The organism is Shewanella sp. ECSMB14102 (assembly GCF_000813075.1).
Taxonomy (GTDB): Bacteria; Pseudomonadota; Gammaproteobacteria; order Enterobacterales; family Shewanellaceae; genus Shewanella; species Shewanella indica.
In genome coordinates this window covers 84301-106338 of sequence record NZ_JWGX01000011.1, presented here as the reverse complement: position 1 = coordinate 106338, position 22038 = coordinate 84301, and the positions used below count along the sequence as shown (strand labels likewise).

Below are 22038 nucleotides of genomic sequence, written 5' to 3'. Positions count from 1 at the left end.
AATTGATTCCCTGCCAAGCTCGGCACGGAAAGGTTAACTGGTTTCTTTATCTATTCTATTTGTTGCAAGAGCCAGAGTTACAGAAGAATACGAGAGATACCTTGATAAGCAAGAAGCCACCTGTTTAGCAGGTGGCTTCTTTATGCCCGGAATTTCCCTGTTTACCAACTACGCATCTTATGGCCTTTCAGCGCATAGAAGAGAATAAACAGATAACAGGGCAAGCCTATCCAGTAACCCAACTGCACATTGTCGCTGAAGTGGGCGATCTTGCCGAATATCAGCGGCAGTATGGCGCCACCTGAAATACCCATGATCAGCAGCGCCGAGCCCTGGGCCGTGTACTTGCCCAGCCCTTCCAGCGCCAGCGGCCACACAGAAGGCCAAACCAGAGCGTGAGCCAGGCCCATCATGGCGACAAAGGTGACTGTATCCGGAATAGTTGGAATACCGCTCCACCCCCACAGCAGCGACGAGATAGCATGGCTCTCGGCCGATGAGAAGATGATACCAAAGATGCAAGCAATACCCGCCAAGGCCGAGGCGAGTAAAGCCTTTTCCTGGCTGATAAAACGTGGAATACAACTAACCCCCAAAAGGTAGCCGATAACCATAAACACCATGGTGTAGGAGGTCAGGGATGCGAAATTGTTGACCTCGAGGCTAGCACCATAGAGGCCTATGGTATCACCGGCAATCACTTCAACCCCCACATAGGCAAAGATGGCTATGGCGCCCAGGATCACCTGAGGGAAATGCACTATACCGCTCTTGTCGGCGTGCTCTCCCTCTTCTCCCTCGAAGGCGATTTCCGGCAAAGCAGAAAACTTCACCAGTGCAATCAATACCACAAGCGCCAGCGTCATATAGATATAGGGCATCACCAGACGCGAAGACAGTTCGCTTATTTGGGCTTCTCGCTCGGCCGGGGCCATGGCAGCCAGATGCCCGGCGGTGAACCCTTCCAGATCAGCCAGTACCAAAGCGGTAAACAGGATAGGCACTATCACCCCGGCCCCCTTGTTAATCAACCCCATGATGGAGATCCGCATGGCGGCGCTCTCCTTTGGACCAATATGCACCACATAGGGGTTGGACGCCGTCTGCAAAATGGTCAGGCCGGTTCCCAGTACAAAAAGCGCCAGCAGGAACATTAAAAAGTTGGCGCTGAAGGCGGCGGGAATAAACAGCATAGAGCCGACGGCCATGATCCCCAGCCCCACCGCCATGCCATTGCGATAGCCGGTACGGCGCAGGATAGACGACATGGGCAGCGCCATCACGGTATAAGCGATGTAGAAGGCAAAGGTGACAAACAGTGCCTGAAACTCATTGAGCTCACAGATGATTTGCAGAAAAGGGATCAATGAACCATTCAACCAGGTCACAAATCCAAAGATGAAAAACAGCGCACCTACGATAGTCATAGGCAGAAAACTGCTTCTTGAGGCTGCGTCAGCCGGGGTAGCAACTGTCATGTTCATAAACCTGCTTCTTATAGTAATTTATTGTTTGGCAACCAAATTTATCGGCGCCCCATCCATCTTGAGTGGTGTTTAACCCTTGAAACCTTGATGCCGCGGCAGCTTTACACACGGCTTTGTTTCAATAAAGTTACGTCATAATAACAAAAAAGACAACGCTGTCATTAATTTTAAACCCGGCAGATTACCGCTTGTTCACCTCACTTAGGCAAGCTAAACCCGAATAAACAACTGCCTGCGATACATCCACCAGAGCAGCAACCATTGCACCCCGAGCATGGCCAATACCCCAAGCAGTGGCTGCCAGTTCTCGGGAGCGCTATTGATAAAACCGCCAAGCAGACTTTCGCTGCTATAGCGCCACTGAACCAGACTGGAAGCGAGATAGATGATGATGGCGTTGCAACCAATCACCACAAAGGGGAAACCCAACCAACGCAGCCCAAGCACATCGATAACGGCGTAAAACAGTGCCAGCAGCAACAGGCTCCAGCCGCTGCTCACCAGCACAAAACTGCTGGTCCAGAGATCTTTATTGACCGGGATCAGAGGATTAAGCAGCCAGCCAAGCCCCAAACAAACAAGCCCGGCCAGACACAGCAAACCTACCCTGCCCCAGGCTGAAAAACTTTGCTGCTGCAAAAAGCGGCCCACAAACACACCGGCCAAAGCATTGACCACTGCGGGAAGGGTCGATAACAGGCCTTCCGGATCATAAGGCTTATGTTGGTAGCTGATCCCGGGCAGGAAATGATTGTCTACCCAGGCGTTGATAGAACCGGCGGCGCTAAAGTCCCCGGCACTGCCGCCCGGGACCGGCAGCCACAGCTGCACCATGGCGTATCCCAGCAAGATAGCGACAGCAACATAGATCTGGGTTCTGAGCCCTGTGTGCCACACCAGCATGGCGGCAAAAAACCAGGCGAAGGCGATACGCCCCAAGACGCTGGCATAGCGTATCTCATCCAGGGCCACCGGCATGCCCGTCCCCCAGCCGTGATTGTAGAGCACGCCAAAAAACAGCAGTAAAGCCAAACGCTTAACTGCGTGCTTATATTTTGGAAGTCGCTCGGCAAACGCCAACTTGTCCAGACGCTTGGGAGACAAACCCAGGGCAACGCCGGAGAGGAAGATAAACAGCGGGAAGATAAGATCGTAGAAGGTAAAACCATGCCAACTGCTGTGGTGCATCTGGCCATCGAACCAACGCCAGCCACTCCAAGTAGTCAGCAGCAAGAGGGCGGCAAACAGCGCTTCACCGCCGAGGATCCAGAACATGTCAAAGCCCCGCAGCGCATCGAGCGACATCAGCCTGGGCTTGTTGGCGGTCTCAGTTGCCGCCGCAATCTTTTCAGTCATAGGGCTTCCCTGTTGTTATTATCTTTATCCGGGTAAAAGCTGCACTGCTTAGGTGAAGAGGGTTAATCGCGTTCTTGGCGCAACGGCTTATTTCACTGCACTCTTTCCTCGGCGGCGTAAACCAATTGACCGCCGATATAGGTGCTTTGCACCTTGAATTCATTATCGAGCACCAGGAAATCGGCACGTTTGCCCGCAGCCAAGTGGCCTTGCTGCTCAAGCCCAAGAAATGCCGCTGGATACTCGCTCGCCATCCGCATGGATTCTTCAACACTGAGCCCCAGCAGAGAGACAGCGTTTCGCACCGCGGTATTCATATCCAGCACACATCCGGCCAGCTCTCCTGTGATGGCGTTGAGTCTGTCGCCCTGGCGCAGCACCTGCTGGCCAAAGAGCTCAAAACTGGCATCTTGCTCCAACCCCACAGGTGGCATGGCGTCCGTCACCAAAATAATCTTGCCTTTAGCCTTGGCGCGGATAGCCACCTTGGCTGCGGCCGGATGCACATGATGACCATCGACGATAAGGCCACACCAACTGGCCTCGTCCTCTATGGCGGCGCCCACCATACCCGGTGCTCTGGAGCCCAAGGGCGACATGGCGTTGTAGAGGTGAGTAAAACCGCTGGCACCTGCCGCCAGGGCCGAACGCACGGTATCATAGTCGGCATTGGAGTGACCTAGACAAACACGGACACCGGCCTCGACCAAGGCACTGATAACCTCAGGCGCCACATTTTCCGGCGCCAGGGTCACCAAACGAACACCCAAGTCCTGACGGCTGAACAGTGCCAGCTCGGCATCGGAAATTCGGCGGATATATTGCTGTGGATGCACACCTTTCTTCGGCACAGACAAGTGCGGCCCCTCAAAATGTATCCCCAACACCCCTGTGCTTTGCCTGGCTATCGCCTCGGCCACCGCATCGGCCGCGCGGTTCATCACCTCGATTCTGTCGCTGATCAGGGTCGGCAAGAAGCCCGTGGTGCCGAACCTGGCGTGGGCCCGGGCTATGGTTGCGATACACTCGAGTGTAGGCTCGCCGTTAAACAGCGCGCCGCCACCACCATTGACCTGCACATCGATAAATCCGGGTACGACCAGGCCTTGCAGGCGGATAGCATCTGAACCTGCCGCAGAGCCCAAGGCCTGCAGATGGCCGTTCTCCACGGCAAAGCTCAGATTGTGATGATATTGCCTGCCATCGAACAAGCGCTCGGCGATAAAAGTTTGCGTCATTCTCTGCTCTCCACTGCGTTATCCAGGTTGGGCACGCCGGCCACTTTAATCAAAGGGTTTGGGTGACTTTCTTAAGCCCGGCCGGTTGATCCGGATCTATGCCTCTGGCTATGGCCACAGCGGCCACATCGATATAAAAACGCTGCAGTAATGCCAGTGGTGCCACTCTGGGGTGAACCTCATTGGCGGTTTGCTTGAGGTGCACCAACTCAGCGCCGCGGCGCCCGACTTCGGCTATCTGCTCAAGATGGCTGGCATAGGATTCATCGGCCACACAGACATCGACTATTTTGAGCTGGTTCTCCACCAGGGTCACAGGGCCGTGAAGAAACTCGGCGCTGGAGAAGGCCTCGGCATGGATAGCACAGACTTCCTTGAGTTTGAGCGCTATCTCTTTACTGATGGCATAACCCAGTCCTCGTCCCAGCACTACCAGGTTGTTGCTGTGCTGCAAAGATTCGGCAGTCAGTTGAGGTTCTGCATCCACAGCCGCCTGCAGCGCCTGGGGCAATTCATCTATGGCGCGGGCCAACTCAGGGCTCTGGGTCCAGGCAGCGGCCAGTTGCAGCAGCGCCGACAGGGTAGCCAAATAGCTCTTGGTGGCGGCCACCGCCTGCTCCTCTCCGGCGCGAAGCGGCAATACAAGATCGACTATGTCCTTAATGGGGGCGGTTTCATCATTGACCAGCGCCACGCAAAAGGCACCGGCTTCGCGGGCCATCTTGGCCTGGGCCAGAATATCCGGGCTGCGTCCCGACTGAGAGATGACTATCACCAGACCACCGGCCAACTGCAAGCGCTTGCCATAGACACTGGCCACCGAAGGCGCGGCGGCAAAGGTAGGCACACCGGCCTCTATTTCAAACAGATACTTGGCAAATACCCCGGCGTGATCGGAAGAGCCGCGACCCACAATCATCACAAACTTGGGCGCAAACTCGCGCAGCCGCTGCCCCAGTTTCCGGGTTAACTGGTCATTGGCCTGCAACTGGTTGGCAATCTTCTCGGGAGCACTGCGAGCCTCGCGCTCCATTATGGTATGGGTCATGGTTTCACCTTTGCTAAGTCGTATGCGCCGGCATCGGCCGGACGGGCTGAAAATTGCGAGTGTTGGTGCATGGCAAAGTGCACGGCACCGATTTCCGGTGGCGCCAACACGGGAGCGATTCGTTCGACCACATCGTCGGCCAGCCAGGGCCGGAGCGGCTCGGCCAGGCCGCCTATCATGGCAAATCGCGGCGGATTGAGTTCAAACAGGCGCCGTGCCAACTGGCTGATATAGTCGGCACCTTCGCTGACAATAGTGGTGGCGGTATCATCGCCCTCGGCCGCACAGGACAGCACTATTCTCGCCAGGGCGGCATAACAACTGGAGGAGCGTCCGGCGAGGTTTTCCACTATCCCCAGAGCATCTGTCACCCCGAAATGGGCCAGCAGTTTGGCGCCAAGGGCTGTTTGCGGCGCAAAACCATCGAGCGATAACAACACCTGCTCCGCGGCTTTCAAGCCCATCCATGCGCCGCTGCCCTTATCGCCCAGCGCAAAACCATGACCACCGAGAGACAATTGCCGTTCGCCCACATGGGCATAACCGCAGGAACCTGTGCCTGTGATGATGACGGCACCGTCTTCCCCCTGGTGGGCGCCTATGCAGGCGGTATGCAGATCTGTGGTCAGATACATGGCGGCAAAGGGATGCCTCCAATCGAGGATCTCCTGATAAAGCCTGGGAATATTGACACCGGCAAGCCCGAGACCGGCCACCATATTGGCGCAATCGGCTTGCTGCAGACCGGCATCGGCCAGGGCCAAACCTGTAGCACTGATGATGGAGTCGAAAGTTTGGCTCAGACCGTGCAAAGGATTGGCCCGACCGGCAACTCCGGTTCCCAGCACACCCTTTTGCCGGCAGTAGAGGGTTGCCCGGCACTTACTGCCGCCGCCGTCTATCCCTATAAACACTTGTGTATCCGGTGTCGGGTTTTCCCCCATGGCAGACCTCTTTCTGTTTCTTTTATGGTCACGGCGCAATCTGGCGCGGCGGAACACTGGCAAATCGCTGCAGTAAGGCGCCTTTCAGGATTAACCCGATGACATTCCACTGAGCGCACTCAAGTTAAAGCTATCGTTAACCATGTGGTTAAACTAATGTTACATCACAAATGACAGCGTTGTCATTTAATTTTAATCAGCAGAGATAAATCGACTCATGGCTAGGACTCGCCATTGACTAATACATTGAAAATTAACCAATAAATATTCAGCAAGCCACTATCTTTGAGCGACTCGGGCCCCTTAACCACTCTTAAACGCCACTCTTCTAAACGCAACTCAAGTATTAAAACCAGGCATTAAAAACCGGGCATTAAAAATAAGTCAGGCAACGTGGGCTGGCGTTATCTGTTAACGCCAGCCCACATCCGTACCTGCTTAAAGACTAATTCAGTGGCTGAACCCGGCTATAGCGGCGGCCATCGGGCGAAACACTGCGAAGCTCAAGCGGAGCTGCTATTGCCACAGGGCCGCGATACTCCTGCCATTCAGCCCCTGGTCGGCGATATTGGATCTTGAGCCCGGGAAAGATGATATTGGCCTCAAGCTTGCCATCCTTGATTCTGCCGCCCGGCAACGGCAAACGGTAATGCACCCCGGCCTTATCCAGCTTGGCCAACTCCTTATGCCCCAGGATGTTGGCCAGTCGATACCAATCCTCTGCCTGCGCCTGTCGCTGCTCGGCACCGAAATAACCGGAATCCTGGCTGTAACTTGCCCCCTGATGCCGGTAAGCCAGCTCCCAGTCCGGCTTATGCCAGGCCTTTTCCGCCAAAACCAAGAGGCGAGGGAAAATCATATAAGCTGCGGTCGTGTCGCTGCGAATCGTCTCGCTCCAGAGTTGTCCCTGTAGGCCAACAAAGCCCCTGCCCGGCGCCATTGGGCCGCTGAGACGCTTTCCTTGTGGGCTGAGTTGCTCTGTGTCATCGGCGACAAAAGGCCTGGCCTCAATATCGCCCCACTGCTCGGCATTGGCCGGCAGGTTATCCGGCATAAAGCTGTGTAACTTGCGACTGTTGCTGCTGCGACTGGCCCAGTAATAGCCGGGCTCTTTCGGATCGGCCGCCGGCGGCATATCGAAATAGAGTACTTCCGGGTTGGACAGCACAGTATCCCAGCCGAGATTGGCCTGGGCATGTGCCCGTTTGAAGCCGCCGTGGGCGACTATGTCCCAGATATTGCTTTGCACCGGGCTCGGCATATTGGCCGGGTTGACGTGACTCATGCCATCGCTCCAACCGGCAGCCTCTATGCCGCGATCGGCCAGCATCTGCGATACCCGCTCAATAAAGTAGGCGCCGAGGGCCGATTTGTCGGCCACTCGCTGCGAATTGGCCGCAATAAAGCGTTCACAGGCCGGCGAGTCGAGCCAGGCACCGGCGGTCTCATCGGCACCTATGTGATAGCGCTTAAGCGGTACTCCGGCGGCCTGATGCAGCTTGGCAATTTCATCTATCACCTTGGCAACAAAGGTGTAACTGGACTCCATACAGACATTGAGCGTATTGTCGTTGTAATACTGAATAGAGCTGTAGACAGTGGCATCCTCGGGATCCGCCAGCAGATATTGGCTGGCGGCCTGACTGTCGCCCTGAGCCAATAGCTTGCGGCTGCGGGCCTGCATCGATTTAATAGCGGCGCGGGAGTGCCCCGGCATATCCATCGACGGGATCACCTGGATCTGTCTTGCGGCGGCAAACTTGAGAATGTCGATATAGTCCTGGGTCGTGTAGTACCCGTTGACCTGAGTCTCAGGATTGGGGCCACTGCCGAGTTGCGGCAGCAAACAGCGGTTTTCATCGAGATCATGGCAGCGTTTGCTGCCAATCTCGGTCAGCTCCGGCAGGCCGGGGATCTGCAGGCGCCAGCCTTCATCGTCGGCCATGTGCAGATGCAATACGTTGAGTTTATAAGCCGCCATCTGCTCCAGCAGGCTCAGCACAAACGCCTTGGAGTGGAAGTTGCGGCCAACATCCAGATGCATACCGCGAAACGGGTATCTGGGGCCATCTTGAATGCGCAGCTGTGGCAGTGCTATTGATTGGGTATCATCGGCAGGCAACTGCAGCAAGGCGGCAAGACTCGCCAAGCCATAGGAGTAACCCGCGGCGTCTGCGGCGGCCAGGTTAATTCCGCCGGCCTCAATCTCGAGTCGATAGTGCTCGCTTTGCCCTCCCTCAAGTGGCAGCAAGTTAAGCGCCAATCCTTGCTCGCTCTGGCTGACACCCAGCCTTTGTAGGCGCAAGAGCGCCGCCTCGAGTGATAGCAGCTCGACTCCGGTAGCTATGTGGCTCGGGTTAAGCTTAATCCCGGCATTGAGGGTGACAGGTGTTTGTTCAAGCCTAGTCACTGAATCCGGCTTAGGAATAAGGCTTGCCACCGCAAGGCCGGCATCATCGGGAGTATCGGCATTTTGGCCGAAGACAACATTGGCGGTATCCCAGGGCAGCTTATCCTGTGAGCTGCGGCGATATTGTTTCTCGGCATCCGTGTAATGCTGCACATAGGGAAGCAACTCAAGCCCGGTATCCGGGTCTTGCTTAACTTCAGTGCTGGCGATGACCTCCGGCTTGAGCCCCTCAACAACCATGTAATAGTTGGGCATGGCATCGATTTCCGACAGCTGCCACAGCTCACCGCGAAAATTGATGATTTCGCTGACACCCTTTTTGAAACCGCCGAAGGCGGCGGTTGGCGTCAGACGATGCAGATCGCCCTGAATATGCTCTATATGAAACTCAGGCGAGGCAACCGAGAGTACCGGACGCATCTGGCTAAAATAGATGGCCCAGTCAGAAGCGCTGAGATCTTCGCTCGGAGTCAGGCGAATTTGCGCCTGGAAACAGCGGCCTTCGGCACGGCTCGGGTCGCAGTTATCATCCGGCACATTGGACAGCACAGCATATTTCAGCTGCAAACTCTGGGCAAAGCTATGCAGCTTATTCTGAGTCAGATCTTCACTCGAGGCTTTTGACGAAGAACCGGCTTGGCTCTGCCCTGGTTCAGTCCCGGTTGCCGGCGGCTTGTCAGAACAAGCCGTCAGCCCCAAGCTCAAGGCAATGGCTAACGCCGCGATAGTTAACTTCATTCCGTTACTCTCCTGTCCTTATTATTGTTTTCACCATGATGCCATATTCCCTGTCGACTCAAGCAGTGGCTGCCACCTCAACAAGCTATGTTGAGTGACAACCGGGATAAAAAAATGGCCAGGTACTGAAATCAGCACCCAGCCCACTCTAGTTTCCGGGGAGAGACTACAGTATTGAAAACACAGTTGCGCAGCCGCCCGACAGATACTCAACTGTGGAAGGCATGTAAAGGAGACCTCATCCTCGACATGCAGACCTTACAAGACAGCATGGTCATGGAAACAATAGTCACACAAGCAATGACAACGCTGTCATCGATAAACATACACAAGTACAAACCTTATTTCTACATTTTTTTGACAATTTTTATTTTCCCAAGCCCCCTTGAAAACAGCGCTTGCAAACATATTTTTAACAATGACATCCAGTTTGCCCACTGTTAACATCCGCAGCATGCTTGGGGTCACAAGCCAATAAGTCTCAAGCTGAACTTTTTACTGGTTTGCGGTACTAATACAACCGAAGAAGCGGTTCTGGCCCGATATTTCAGTGACGATTTATTTTCCGGTGCGTCAGTTGATTGGCTGACGGAACCTCAGATAACAACAAGGATAAAAAGACAATGACAGCACAATACGTCCCGCTCAACAACGGCGCACACAAGGCTCTGAAAGTCACTCCAGGCATAGATTTCAGCGAATTTGAGCAGCACCATATGTTGCCCTTGCTGGTGCAGGAATTTTTGCCTGCCGCCACCAGTTTCCCGATCATTTTCGCCAAGAACAGCCAAAGTGGAGAATTCCAGCCGGTTGCCATCACCTCTCTGAAGCCTGAGAGCAACTGCTTTATCAAGGACAACACCTGGACCCGACGTTACCTACCTATGCAGTGCCGGATGCAACCTTTTGCCGCCGGAGACTCCAGCCAGGAAAATGTACTTATCGGTATCGATGTCAACAGCAAGCATGTCAGCGAAGACAAGGGCGAAGCCCTGTTTACCGAAACCGGTGAGCAGACCGAATTCCTGAAAAACCGCATCGAATTTATCGGCAACCTGATTGAGTACCGTGAGATCACCAAGCAGTTCGTCAAGACCCTGACCAGCCATGAATTACTGCAACCCAAGACTCTGACAGTAACCAACAAACAGGGTGAAAAGAGCAATATAGATGGCCTCTATATCGTCGATGAGCAAAAGCTCAATGCCCTGAGCGATGAGGTTAAACTGGAATTTGCCAAGCGCGGCGTCTACTCACCGGTTTATGCTCACCTGTGCTCGCTGAATCAAATCGACTTGCTGCTGGATTAATCCACTCATCCCTATTCCGGGACAATAAAAACGGCGGCCAAAGCAGTAATGCTTGGCCGCCGCCTTATTGGATCACGGTTAGTTTGCCCTATAGGGAATTAAAAGCGCCAACGAGTTAAGCCTTGTTTGCCTTCCCTAAACCAAGCCTAAAGCTTGAACTTCAGGGTTAAATGGCCCAGCCGCCCATATAGAACACTACCAAGCCTATGGTGATAACCAACACACCAGGCTTGAGCTTACGCCACTCACCGCTGCAGATTCGGCCGATAACCAGGGTCGCAAACCCCAACATAATGCCTGTGACTATGTTGCAGGAGAGTATGATGAATACCGCACAGGTCAGTCCCGCCATGGCGTCTACCTTGTCATCGAAGTCCAGCTTGGTGACATTGGACAACATCAGCAGTCCCACATACATAAGCGCAGGCGCCGTGGCGTAGGCAGGTACCAAATAAGACAGGGGTGCCAGGAAGATCATCAGCAGGAACAGTACCCCCACCACAGTGGCGGTCAGGCCTGTTTTTCCGCCTGCTGCAGTACCGGCGGCCGATTCAATGTATACAGCGGCAGGTGCGCCGCCCACCAGACCGGCGAAGATAGAACTGACAGAATCCGAGGTCAGCGCCTTCCCGCCCCCTATGATGTTGTCATTCTTGTCCAGCAGATTGGCTTGTCCGGCCACGGCTCTTATGGTGCCTGTGGCATCGAAGATGGCTGTCATCACCAGCGCCAGCACTATCGGCAGCACCACAGGGTTAAGGGCGCCCATGATATCCAGCTGGCCAATCAAAGAGCCTTCAGCGCCTAAGTCGGGTATGGCAAACACACCTTTGAACTCCACATTGGGGTCAAACAGCAAACCAAACACTGACAGGGCGATTATCACTAACAGAATGCCGCCCGGCACCCGGCGACGCTCGAGTCCGATAGTGGCAGCCAGCCCCACAACAGTAGCGATCACCGGCAGGCTGTGGATGTCGCCGAGCTTGACCGGCAAACCGGTATCATTGGCCACAATCAGTTGCACACTGTTAGTGGCAATCAGCAGCAAAAACAGGCCGATACCTATCCCTGTACCATGGGCAATCCCCTTGGGCAGGTTAGCAAGCACCCACTGGCGAACGCCGGTAACGCTCACCAGGGTAAAGACGATACCCATAAGGAAAATCGCCCCCAGGGTGACAGGCAGGCTCATGCCCTGCCCCAACACCAGACTGAAGGCGGTAAACGCAGTCAGTGAGATGGCGCAGCCTATTGCCATCGGCAGATTGGCCCACAGACCCATCAGCAATGAGCCGAAGGCGGCAATCAGACAGGTGGCAATAAACACGGAGCCGGGATCAAACCCGGCCTTTCCCAACATGGAGGGTACAACGATAACTGAGTAAACCATGGCAAGAAACGTGGTCAAACCGGCGATCACTTCCTGGCGGACAGTGCTGCCACGAGCGCTGATATTGAAGAAGCGTTCCAGCCATGACGATGTAGTAGGTACAGCGGTATTTGTCTTTGAAGACATCATAATTATTCTACCTTTTTGATCTCTTTACTCGGGTCAGATGACGCCGGCTACGGCAGGTGAGAGCCCCGCTGGGCGGGTGAGAGATCCACAACAAAACGTGACCTGCAGGTGGTGGGCACCAAGGAGTATCGTCAAACGATGTCCAACGCAGCCTTTGTTGGTCGCGGATAATACTGCAAATTGGCGCCCCCGGCTAAAAAGATTTCGGGATCTGTGGCTCATCCTGAATATGCAGTTGTTCATAACTTTTCATATTTTCTCAAATCCCATTCATTGGCAGCGCAATCGCCATTCACATCCTTTCCCTATAGTGGCCCCATCAAGCAAACCCTGCTGCGTTGGAGCAATCACTATGTCTGAGTCCACATCAAGCAAAAAACAGGAACTTATGGCCCACGGCCTGATTATTTTCATGCTGTTTCCGGCCCTGACCATCACAGGTATCAGCCTCTATGGCCTGATCATCTGGATCATGCTGGCCCTCGGCGGCGTCGCCAGTCACTGATACAAGAGAGGATTGAATAGATGAAACGGTTAATAGCAATCTGGCGTACTCTCAACCGCCCAACCAAGTACCTGAGCCTGGGCGCCATCAGCCTGTCAGCCTTTATCATGGGCATTATCTTCTGGGGCGGCTTCAACACGGCGCTGGAAGCCACCAACACAGAGGCCTTCTGTATCAGTTGCCACTCGATGGAGAGCAATCCCTATCAAGAGCTGCAGCAAACTGTGCATTGGTCGAATCACTCCGGCGTGCGGGCAACCTGCCCAGACTGCCACGTGCCCCACGACTGGAGCCGCAAGATAGCCCGTAAGATGGAAGCATCTCACGATGTCTGGGGCTGGCTGTTCCAAACGGTCAACACTCCGGAAAAATTTGAAGCCAAGCGTCTGGAAATGGCCAGCCGTGAATGGAAACGCTTTGCCCGTGACAACTCCCAGGCCTGTAAAAACTGCCATGACTACAAGTCAATGAAATGGGAAGAGATGTCAGCCCTGGCGCAAAAACAGATGAAACAGGCGGCCGAGAAAGATCAGTCCTGCATCGATTGCCACAAGGGCATAGCTCACAAGCTGCCTGATATGGGCACAGCCAGAGCCCCGGAACTGATTGCCGAAGTGGGTTCGGGTGAGACTTCACTGCAACAGGGCGGCAAATATTTCAGCGCCTTGACCAAGCCTCTGTATCTGGATGACAAGAGCGCGGAAGAAGCCGGTACTCTGAACGTGGCCACCGAAATCAAGGTACTGGAGCTCAAGGGCAAGCGCGTCAAAATCGCCATCGATGGCTGGCGTAAAAAGATAGGTGCCGGCCGGGTGATCTACATGGACTTCGGTATCAATATCCTCTCGGCTCAATTGACCAAGGCCGCTGCCGAAACCGACGGGGTGATCAAGACCTTTGAAGAGAAAGAAGATCCCATGACTGGCCTCAAGTGGCAACGTGTGGAAGCCGAGATCTGGACCGACAGCGATTATCTGCTGACCGAACTGGCACCACTCTGGGGCTATGCCCGCAGCACTTATGCCTCTAGCTGCAGTGTCTGTCACACCCAGCCCGATGAGCATCACTTTGATGCCAACACCTGGCCGGGCATGTTCCAGGGGATGTTGGCCTTCGTCAACATGGATCAGGACACCCAGGCACTGGTGCAGAAATACCTGCAACAACATTCTTCCACCTTCAGCAAAGAAGAGCACTAAGAGGTTGGCGTTATGAACAGAAGAGACTTTTTAAAAGGCCTGGCCTCCACTTCCGTTGTGGTTGCCGGAAGCAGTTCGGTACTCGCTCCCCTGTCGGCGCTGGCCAAGGGGATGGATGACGGTGACGCCTGGCTGACCACAGGCTCCCACTTCGGTGCATTTCGTATCAAGCGCCGCAACGGGGTTATCGCCGAAGTCAAACCACTGGAATACGACAAGTATCCCACCGACATGATCCGTGGCATCCGTGGCTTGGTCTATAACCCATCACGGATCCGTTATCCCATGGTGCGGCTCGACTTCCTGCTCAAAGGACACAAGAGCAATACCCATGAACGCGGCGACTTCCGTTTCGTTCGTGTCACCTGGGACAAGGCCTTGACTCTGTTCAAGGAGTCGCTGGATATCATTCAAACCCAGTACGGCCCATCTGGCCTGCACGCCGGACAAACCGGTTGGCGAGCCACCGGACAGCTGCACTCAAGCACCAGCCATATGCAGCGCGCCATTGCCATGCACGGCAACTTCGTCAAGAAAGTAGGCGACTACTCCACCGGCGCCGGGCAAACAATTATGCCTTATGTGCTGGGCTCTACCGAAGTGTACGCTCAAGGCACCTCCTGGCCGCTGATCCTCGAGCACAGCGATACCATAGTGCTCTGGTCCAACGATCCATATAAAAACCTGCAGGTGGGCTGGAACGCCGAAACCCACGAGTCCTTCGCCTATCTGGCGCAGCTCAAGGAAAAGGTCAAAGCCGGTAAGATCCGGGTGATCAGCATAGATCCGGTCGAAACCAAGACCCAGGCCTATCTGGGTTGTGAGCAGCTGTATGTCAACCCACAAACAGACGTGGCCTTGATGTTGGGTATCGCCCATGAGATGTACACAGCCAAGCTGCACGATGCCAAGTTTATCGAAGGCTATAGCCTGGGCTTTGAAGAGTTCCTGCCCTACCTCCTGGGCGACAAAGACGGCATCGCCAAGACTCCTGAATGGGCCGAAGCCATCTGTGGCGTCAAGGCTGAAGTCATCCGCGATCTGGCCCGTACCCTGACCAAGGGCCGTACCCAGATCATGATGGGCTGGTGTATTCAGCGTCAGCAACACGGTGAGCAGCCTTACTGGATGGCAGCGGTACTGGCCACCATGATAGGCCAGATAGGCCTGCCTGGCGGTGGTATCAGCTATGGTCACCACTACTCGGGTATCGGGGTACCTGCCACAGGTGCCGCCGCGCCGGGCGCCTTCCCGCGCAACCTGGACGAAGGCCAAAAGCCACTGTTTGACAACAACGACTTCAAGGGTGCCAGCAGCACCATTCCGGTCGCCCGCTGGATAGATGCCATTCTGGAACCCGGCAAGACTATTGATGCCAACGGCAGCAAGGTCACCTATCCGGATATCCGCATGATGGTGTTCTCGGGCAACAACCCCTGGAACCACCATCAGGACAGAAACCGTATGAAGCAGGCGTTCCGCAAGCTGGAATGTGTGGTCTCCATTGATGTGAACTGGACTGCCACCTGCCGCTTCTCAGACATAGTCTTGCCCGCCTGTACCACCATGGAGCGCAACGATATCGATGTCTACGGTGCCTACGCCGGCCGCGGTATTCTGGCGATGCACAAGATGGTTGAACCGCTGTTTGAAAGTCTGTCTGACTTTGAGATATTCACCCGCTTTGCCAAAATACTCGGCAAAGAGAAGGAATACACCCGTGGGCTAACCGAAATGGAATGGCTGGAAAAACTCTACAACGAGTGTAAGGCCGCCAACCAGGGCAAGTTTGCCATGCCGGACTTCAACGAGTTCTGGAAGCAGGGTTATGTGCACTTCGGTGAAGGGCAAAACTGGGTCAGACACGCCGACTTCCGCGAGGATCCTGAGATCAACCCCCTGGGAACCCCTTCCGGCCTGATTGAAATCTTCAGCCGTAAGATTGCCCAGTTCGGTTATGATGACTGCCCAGGCCACCCAGTGTGGATGGAAAAATCCGAGCGCAGCCACGGCGGTCCAGGCAGCGATAAGTACCCGGTTTGGCTGCAGTCCTGCCACCCGGACAAGCGCCTGCACTCACAGATGTGTGAGTCCAAGGAATATCGCGAAACCTATACGGTGCAAGGGCGTGAGCCGGTTTACATCAACCCTGAAGATGCCAGAGCCCGCGGTATCAAAGACGGCGATCTGGTGCGGGTGTTCAACGACCGCGGTCAACTGCTGGCCGGTGCCGTCGTCTCCGGCCGTTTCCCCAAAGGGGTAATTCGGATCCATGAAGGCGCCTGGTATGGCCCGGTCGGCAAAGATGGCAGCGTCGAAGGCGGCGCCGAAATCGGTGCCCTGTGCAGCTATGGTGACCCCAATACCCTGACTCAGGATATAGGTACCTCCAAGCTGGCGCAGGCTTGCTCGGCCTACACTTGCCAAGTGGAGTTTGAAAAATTCACCGGCAAGGCGCCCAAGGTATCCTCCTTCGATGGTCCGATTGAGATAAAAATCTAACCTAAGGTTCGCAGATAACTGAGGTAAGCCAATGAAACAGTTAAATCAAGGCAGAGCCATGCTGTACAACTTCCTCTCGGGCCTGTTCGCCCGCGAGTTGAATGCCGAGCGCCTGAATCAATTGACGGCGCCGCAGAGCAAGGACTTCTGGCAACAGCTGAGCAGCGATCCTGCCCTCAAGCAAGAAGCCAAGCTGATGGAGCAAAAACTGCTGGCCATCGCCTGGATGCAGGACAGAGACAAGGCGCTGCTGGAGCTGGCGGCAGACTTCTGCGGGCTGTTTCTGGTGGGCAGTAAACAGAGTGCTTCGCCCTATGCAGGCCTCTATCTGCAAGCGGATGACGATGTCACCCTGTTCGGTGAACAGCATCAACAGATGCTGACCTTTTTGCAGCGAAGTCAGCTGCAGCTGAGCGGTGACTTCCCCGAGCCCGCCGACCATCTGGCGGTGATTCTGGCATACCAGGCTCATCTGTGTCTGAACGCCTCGGCCTCAACGCAGCAAGAATTTCTGCAAGAATGTCTGCTCAGTTGGTTGGAGCCATTTTGTCAGCGGGTGAGCGAATGCGATCGCGGCGGTTTTTATGCCGCGCTCGCGCGCCTGACCCTGGCCTTTGTTCAAAGCGATGCCGAATGGCTGAAAGGCGCCGCAGCGCACTGAGCGAGGCGATTTAGACCAGTGCTGACTCAAGTGCTTGCCTGAATCAAACGTAACACAGCCCCCCCCCTAATCAAAGGATCAAAGGGTCAAAGGGTCAAAGGGCGCCAACTCGAGTATCGAGCGGCGCCCTTTCTATATCATCAGTAGCCGGTAAATACTGCGCTTCCTCTCTTTCGCTTAAACCCCAGGTAAAAAAGCACCTTAGTCTGATTGCTGCTCAAGCCAGTTTTCGAGCGCCTGCAATGATGCCGCTACGCAATCTGTCAGCTCGGTAAGTTCCTCGTCGCTCAAAGGATTGCCAACCTTGATGGACTGTTCCAGTGCGGCGCAGCGCAAATGCAGCGCTTCAAGCCCCATGTTGCCACTGCTGCCCTTGAGTGCGTGCAGCTTGGCAGCAATGATATCCCGTTGCCCATCCTCCGCCTTTAAAGCTTGCAGCTGCGCGTCACAGCTATCCACAAACTGTTGCCGCATCTCCAGCAAAGTGGCCTTGCCGAGTACCTGCAAGTCCTGCTCAAGTTGCTCCAGCGCCAGCCATTGGGCGTTGTCCGTATTGCGGGATTTAAGGCCCGGCGCTTGGATATCCTCCTCCTTATGGCGCTCATCACTCAGATTCGAGCCGGAGACAACCCCTAGCCAATTGGCCAGTGCCTGCAATCCCAAGGGCTTACCCAGCACTGTATCAAAGCCCATGGCCTGATAATCAGCCATGTCCTGAGTCTGCAACTGGGCGGTAAAGGCGGCAATAGGCACCTTGGTGCCCAGCTGTTGCCTGAGCTCAGGCAACAGCTCGCTGCCGGAGCCGTCACTCAGCTGTAAATCCAGCATCACGGCATCAAAGGGGCCTGACGTGTTATCAAGCAACACACTTCGCGCCTCAGCCAAACTGACACACAAGAGTGATTCATGTCCAAGGTGCGCCAAAAAGCCCTGAGCCACCAGGGCGTTAACCCTGTTATCTTCCACCAGCAACACCCGCTTGGCGATTTCACTCTGCGGCAGGCGACTCGATTGTTGCTCCCCCTGCTCACAGGGCTGAAGCGGCACACTGAAACTGAAACGGCTGCCCTGCCCCGGCGTACTGATAACGTCTATGGCGGGCTCATCCTCGCTCTCACGGCCATTCATCAGTTGCACCAGGTCACGACTGATACTCAGCCCAAGCCCGGTACCCCTGGCACTGGCATGGGTCGCCTCTGTGGCATAGGGGGTAAACAGATGCGCCATGGCTTCGGGGCGGATGCCGATACCTGTGTCAGTCACGCTGAAGCACAGGCGTGCACCTTCAATACTGACCTCCAGAGTCACACTGCCCTTGGTGGTAAACTTGATCGCATTGCCCAGAAGGTTAAATAATACCTGCCTGAGCTTGGGCCCATCAAGCCAGACCCATTCGGGCAATTCCGGCTTTAACAACCTGAGCTCAAGCCCGGCAAGATTGGCCCCGGCCAACATGATGGCGGTCACTTCGTTGAGCAGCGCCGGCAACTCCACAGCCCTTGGCTCATTGAGCAGCCTACCCTGCTCCAGACGTGAAAAATCGAGAATGTCATTGAGCACGGTTTGCAGTTGAGTGCCACTGTACTGGGACAACGCCAACATCTGCCGCGCCTTGGCGGGTAACTCCGCCTGCCCCAGCAGACTCAGGGTACCGAGCAAGCCATTAAGCGGTGTACGTATTTCATGACTCATGGTTGCCAAAAACAGCGACTTGGCCTGACTGGCTTCCTCCAACTGGGCATTGGTCTGGGCGAGCTCGCGGGTTCGCTCGGCGACCTTCAGCTCCAGCGCCAATTTATGCTCGGTCAACTCGGCGGCGGTGCGTTGCAGATCCTGCTGCAACTTTTGATTATGAGCCGTTTTCTGTTTGAAGGCTTCCAGCGCCGAGGCCATGGCAGTAAGTTCATCATCACCGTAGGAGCGTATACTGACATTGGTATCGCCAAGACTCAGGCGACTGAGTGCCTGGGTGGCATCGCTCAAGCGCCGGGCGATGCCCTTATAGATAACCTGCCAACTGACAAACAGGATCAGCAGCAACATCAAAGCGCCCGTCCCCCAGAGCCCTGCGCTGGCCCAATTGAGCTGCCCCAGATAGTCGCGGCGGGCCAAATTCAGCTGTTGCTGTTGGCCTTCGAGGGCGGCATCCACGGTTTGCTCCATCGACTTGAGGTTATCAGAAATCACCAATTGCCTTTGTTCCAGTTGCTGCTGCAACTGCCATATCGCTTCGGCCAATTGTTGACCGGCAATGACCTGGTCAAGACGAGCAAATTCTGCCTCGAGCGCCTCGGCTCTACCTGGGTCCCGAACCAAATCGGCCACAGGAATACGCTTGAGCAATCCCGGGGACAGGGCATCATCGGTCAACGGCGCCTGGTTGATGGCGCCGACCAAGTCTTGCGGCGCATCGGCCGCGGCAAATATCTGCCCGAGCAAGGCTATCTTGTGGGTCAGTTTCAGGGCGCGGTTGAGCTGCTCGGCGCTGCTGAGATCCAGCTCTATAATGTCATCTACTGTCTCAGCGCCAGGGATCTGGCTCAGCTTGGCAATAATAACTGAATCCAGCACCGCCAGCTCGGAACGCAGCAGATTATCGGCCTGCTTGGAAGCCTGTACCAGTAAAAGTCCTTGCTGCTTCAGCGCTTGGGTACGCTCAAGTCGCTCGCCAGTCTGTTCGCCGAGTAAGGTCAGCTCGGCGATAATGGTGGCCGCCGCCTGTTTAAGGTTGGCCGAATCCGGCACCGCCAACTGCTCCAGGGTCGCTATCGCCGCCAACATGCGATTGCTTTCAAGAGACAGGCGGCGTCCCAAATATTGACGCTGCTTTTCATCTGCAACTGTGCCCAGGCGCTGGGCATTCTCCGCCAACGAGGTGGCCGACTGCGATAACTGCCGCGCGGCTTCTGATGCGGGCAAGGCCTTCTCATACAGAAAACTGTCGGCACCCTTGACCCAGTGCAGGCTCAAATTGCCCAGAGTCACCAGTAATAACAGCAACAGCGCCAGTAAACAGAACGCCAGCATCAGACGGCCGGTCAGGCTGCTCAGCCATGAAGATAAAGGTCTCACTTGTTATCCTTGTTGATACCGGTTCGCATAGGCATTGACTCACTCAAACATTCAGCAGGAATGCTATGGTAGAATACTTGCATCATATATCAGGGCCTTCCCCATGAGCCAATTTTCCGCCAAGTTTGAGGCTGTGTTGCCTGCAACTAAAAAACCGCTACAGCTGTGGTTATTGGCTCTGCTGATGTTTATCCCTGCCGCGCTGGCCAATGAAATCTGGGAGCTGGAGCAACGCAGTCCTTTCAACGAAGCAATCCAGCAGGCCAGCCCTCTGACCCACACGCCGCTCACCAAGGCCAACAAACCTTGGAAACTGTGCGCGTTGGTGCCGCATCTGAAAGATGCTTACTGGATAGGGATTAATTATGGCTTAGCCAAACAGAGCCAAGTATTGGGGCTCGGGCTGGAACTCCATGAAGCCGGTGGCTATGGCAACACTCAAACCCAGTTGGCACAACTCAAATCCTGCCTTGATGGTGATGCCGATGCCATTTTGCTCGGCGCCGTCAGCCCACACCTGCTTGAGGGTCAGGCGCTTGAGCTGACCAAGCCGGTGTTGGCGCTGGTGAACCAGTTGGCAGACAGCCGAGTACAAACCCATATAGGAGTCAACTGGTATCAGATGGGTTATCTCACAGGTCAATTTCTCGCATCCAAACCATATCAACGTCTGGCGATGCTGGCGGGGCCCGAAGGCCGCGGTGGTACCGATCTGGTGGAAAAAGGCGTCGGACAAGCACTGCAAGACAGCACCGTAGAGATAGTGGCCGTGATGCATGCCGACAACAACCGCAATCTCTACCGGGATCAGCTCAATCTGTTGCTCAACCAAAATAAGCCGCCGCTGCCACAAGCCTTACTCGGCAGTGCTGTGGCGATTGAAGCCGCCATGGGCACTCTGAGACAGAGAAATATGACGGATAAAATGGCGCTGGTAAGCAGCTACTTGTCTCCGGATGTCATGCGAGGCCTCAAGCGCAACAAGGTCGCTTATGCCAATGATGACAGAGTGGTACTACAGGGGCGGCTGGCGGTCGATCTCGCCGTTAGGCTGTTGCAGGGGGAAAAGGCGTTTGGTGATATAGGCCCGGCAATTTTGCAATTGCGCCCGGATAACCTCAACAGCATGCAACTGGATGACAGTTTGGCACCGGCGGATTTCTACCCGGTATACAGAGTGGAAGCCAAGGCCTCAGAACTCAGTCGCTAACATCGGCGGCAAACAGATAACCTTCACCATGCACAGTGACAAACAGCTCTGGACTCAGCTTGCTGCGCAGACGCCGAATAATCACATCTATGGTACGGTCGTTAACATCCTGATCCCTGTGACTGGTTTGTTGCATCAAGCGCTCTCTCGATAGCACCTGCTGCGGGTGCAGGGCAAAGGCCACCAGCAGTTCAAACTCAGCCTTGGTCAACTTGATAGCCTGCCCATCCAAGCTCAAACGGCGGCTGTTGAGCTGCAAGTGATAGCCTTCGAAATAAAGATTGTCGTCCGAGCGCGACAGTTGTTCGGCCGTTTGTTGCTGCGCCTTCTTCACCAGAGAGATGCGCCAGAGCAGATTTTTGACCCTGACCCTGAGCTCACGAAACTCAAACGGCTTGGTGACATAATCATCGGCGCCCATTTCCAGGCCAACTATTTTATCTATCGCCTCATCCCGGCCGGTCACCAGAATAATGCCCACATCTGAGCGACTGCGCAGCTCACGGGTCAGCATCAAACCATCGTCACCAGGCATATTGATATCCAGCATCACCAGGTCCACATGCTGTTGTTGTAGTTGCTGCCACATCTGCTCACCGTCAGCGGCCTCCATCACCTGGTAACCATCTTTTTCAAAGTAGCCTTTTAAACGAGTCCTAATGATAGCCTCATCGTCCACTATCAATATGCGGTATGCCATGCTTGTATTCCAACCGGCTGGGATAGAGGCCATTATTCACAATTTTTCATATTTTGTCTGTAGCGGATAGATATTTGACCTGAGTTCGGTGCTAAGCGCTTTTTATGTGGCTACAATAAGGACGAATCAAAAATTA

General features: G+C 54.9%; 15 protein-coding genes. 6 read left to right on the top strand and 9 right to left on the bottom strand.

Annotated elements, in window-relative coordinates:
* Positions 1 to 161: 161 nt before the first annotated feature.
* The 6 genes from RC73_RS05330 to RC73_RS05305 form a co-directional block, all read right to left on the bottom strand.
* A complete protein-coding gene (locus RC73_RS05330) occupies positions 162 to 1478 on the bottom strand; it encodes a sugar MFS transporter (protein WP_039033702.1) in 1317 nt (438 codons plus the stop codon).
* A gap of 219 nt (positions 1479 to 1697) precedes the next feature.
* Positions 1698 to 2843: a transmembrane glucosamine N-acetyltransferase NagX gene (gene nagX / locus RC73_RS05325; protein ID WP_052248005.1), complete on the bottom strand. Its 1146-nt coding sequence runs from the start codon at positions 2841 to 2843 to the stop codon at positions 1698 to 1700.
* Positions 2844 to 2935: 92 nt separating this feature from the next.
* Complete coding sequence (gene nagA / locus RC73_RS05320; RefSeq protein ID WP_039033666.1) at positions 2936 to 4081, bottom strand: N-acetylglucosamine-6-phosphate deacetylase; 1146 nt, start codon at positions 4079 to 4081, stop codon at positions 2936 to 2938.
* A gap of 49 nt (positions 4082 to 4130) precedes the next feature.
* A complete protein-coding gene (nagB-II, locus tag RC73_RS05315) occupies positions 4131 to 5129 on the bottom strand; it encodes a glucosamine-6-phosphate deaminase NagB-II (RefSeq protein ID WP_039033665.1) in 999 nt (332 codons plus the stop codon).
* Positions 5126 to 6073: an N-acetylglucosamine kinase gene (gene nagK, locus RC73_RS05310; protein WP_052248004.1), complete on the bottom strand. Its 948-nt coding sequence runs from the start codon at positions 6071 to 6073 to the stop codon at positions 5126 to 5128. Before nagK ends, nagB-II begins: the two co-directional genes overlap by 4 nt.
* A 445-nt stretch (positions 6074 to 6518) precedes the next feature.
* Positions 6519 to 9221: a family 20 glycosylhydrolase gene (locus RC73_RS05305; RefSeq protein ID WP_039033664.1), complete on the bottom strand. Its 2703-nt coding sequence runs from the start codon at positions 9219 to 9221 to the stop codon at positions 6519 to 6521.
* A gap of 623 nt (positions 9222 to 9844) precedes the next feature.
* On the opposite strand from RC73_RS05305, the gene RC73_RS05295 reads away from it, so the two are divergent.
* Positions 9845 to 10531, top strand: coding sequence for a SapC family protein (locus tag RC73_RS05295; protein ID WP_039033662.1), 687 nt, complete (start codon positions 9845 to 9847; stop codon positions 10529 to 10531).
* Between the two features lie 166 nt (positions 10532 to 10697).
* On the opposite strand, the gene RC73_RS05290 is transcribed toward RC73_RS05295, so the two are convergent.
* A complete protein-coding gene (locus RC73_RS05290) occupies positions 10698 to 12053 on the bottom strand; it encodes an NCS2 family permease (RefSeq protein ID WP_039033661.1) in 1356 nt (451 codons plus the stop codon).
* A gap of 352 nt (positions 12054 to 12405) precedes the next feature.
* On the opposite strand from RC73_RS05290, the gene RC73_RS05285 reads away from it, so the two are divergent.
* From RC73_RS05285 to torD, 4 genes are read left to right on the top strand one after another with little or no spacing between them, the layout of a single operon-like run.
* On the top strand, positions 12406 to 12558 hold the full coding sequence (locus RC73_RS05285) for a nitrate reductase (protein WP_025009952.1): 153 nt from the start codon (positions 12406 to 12408) through the stop codon (positions 12556 to 12558).
* Positions 12559 to 12578: 20 nt separating this feature from the next.
* Complete coding sequence (torC, locus tag RC73_RS05280) at positions 12579 to 13757, top strand: pentaheme c-type cytochrome TorC (protein ID WP_039033660.1); 1179 nt, start codon at positions 12579 to 12581, stop codon at positions 13755 to 13757.
* A 12-nt stretch (positions 13758 to 13769) separates the two neighbouring features.
* The gene (gene torA, locus RC73_RS05275; protein WP_039033659.1) at positions 13770 to 16259 is read left to right on the top strand and encodes a trimethylamine-N-oxide reductase TorA; all 2490 of its coding nucleotides are present in this window, start codon (positions 13770 to 13772) and stop codon (positions 16257 to 16259) included.
* A gap of 31 nt (positions 16260 to 16290) precedes the next feature.
* Positions 16291 to 16920 (top strand): molecular chaperone TorD, encoded by a 630-nt coding sequence (gene torD, locus RC73_RS05270; protein WP_039033658.1) that lies wholly within the window; start codon positions 16291 to 16293, stop codon positions 16918 to 16920.
* A gap of 201 nt (positions 16921 to 17121) precedes the next feature.
* Here torD and torS read toward each other — a convergent pair whose 3' ends face one another.
* Positions 17122 to 19992, bottom strand: a complete 2871-nt coding sequence (gene torS / locus RC73_RS05265) for a TMAO reductase system sensor histidine kinase/response regulator TorS (protein ID WP_039033657.1) — start codon at positions 19990 to 19992, stop codon at positions 17122 to 17124.
* Between the two features lie 184 nt (positions 19993 to 20176).
* On the opposite strand from torS, the gene torT reads away from it, so the two are divergent.
* Entirely contained in the window at positions 20177 to 21202 is a 1026-nt protein-coding gene (torT, locus tag RC73_RS05260) for a TMAO reductase system periplasmic protein TorT (protein WP_052248009.1), read from the top strand.
* Here torT and torR read toward each other — a convergent pair.
* Positions 21192 to 21902, bottom strand: coding sequence for a two-component system response regulator TorR (torR, locus tag RC73_RS05255; protein ID WP_025009949.1), 711 nt, complete (start codon positions 21900 to 21902; stop codon positions 21192 to 21194). The two genes, torT and torR, sit on opposite strands and share 11 nt — an antisense overlap.
* Positions 21903 to 22038 lie beyond the last annotated feature (136 nt).

What these genes read in the sequence shown, in the direction of transcription:
- RC73_RS05330 (WP_039033702.1), bottom strand. Translation starts at nt 1,478, where the DNA reads ATGACAGTTGCTACCCCGGCTGACGCAGCCTCAAGAAGCAGTTTTCTG.
- nagX (WP_052248005.1), bottom strand. Translation starts at nt 2,843, where the DNA reads ATGACTGAAAAGATTGCGGCGGCAACTGAGACCGCCAACAAGCCCAGG.
- nagA (WP_039033666.1), bottom strand. Translation starts at nt 4,081, where the DNA reads ATGACGCAAACTTTTATCGCCGAGCGCTTGTTCGATGGCAGGCAATAT.
- nagB-II (WP_039033665.1), bottom strand. Translation starts at nt 5,129, where the DNA reads ATGACCCATACCATAATGGAGCGCGAGGCTCGCAGTGCTCCCGAGAAG.
- nagK (WP_052248004.1), bottom strand. Translation starts at nt 6,073, where the DNA reads ATGGGGGAAAACCCGACACCGGATACACAAGTGTTTATAGGGATAGAC.
- RC73_RS05305 (WP_039033664.1), bottom strand. Translation starts at nt 9,221, where the DNA reads ATGAAGTTAACTATCGCGGCGTTAGCCATTGCCTTGAGCTTGGGGCTG.
- RC73_RS05295 (WP_039033662.1), top strand. Translation starts at nt 9,845, where the DNA reads ATGACAGCACAATACGTCCCGCTCAACAACGGCGCACACAAGGCTCTG.
- RC73_RS05290 (WP_039033661.1), bottom strand. Translation starts at nt 12,053, where the DNA reads ATGATGTCTTCAAAGACAAATACCGCTGTACCTACTACATCGTCATGG.
- RC73_RS05285 (WP_025009952.1), top strand. Translation starts at nt 12,406, where the DNA reads ATGTCTGAGTCCACATCAAGCAAAAAACAGGAACTTATGGCCCACGGC.
- torC (WP_039033660.1), top strand. Translation starts at nt 12,579, where the DNA reads ATGAAACGGTTAATAGCAATCTGGCGTACTCTCAACCGCCCAACCAAG.
- torA (WP_039033659.1), top strand. Translation starts at nt 13,770, where the DNA reads ATGAACAGAAGAGACTTTTTAAAAGGCCTGGCCTCCACTTCCGTTGTG.
- torD (WP_039033658.1), top strand. Translation starts at nt 16,291, where the DNA reads ATGAAACAGTTAAATCAAGGCAGAGCCATGCTGTACAACTTCCTCTCG.
- torT (WP_052248009.1), top strand. Translation starts at nt 20,177, where the DNA reads ATGTTTATCCCTGCCGCGCTGGCCAATGAAATCTGGGAGCTGGAGCAA.
- torR (WP_025009949.1), bottom strand. Translation starts at nt 21,902, where the DNA reads ATGGCATACCGCATATTGATAGTGGACGATGAGGCTATCATTAGGACT.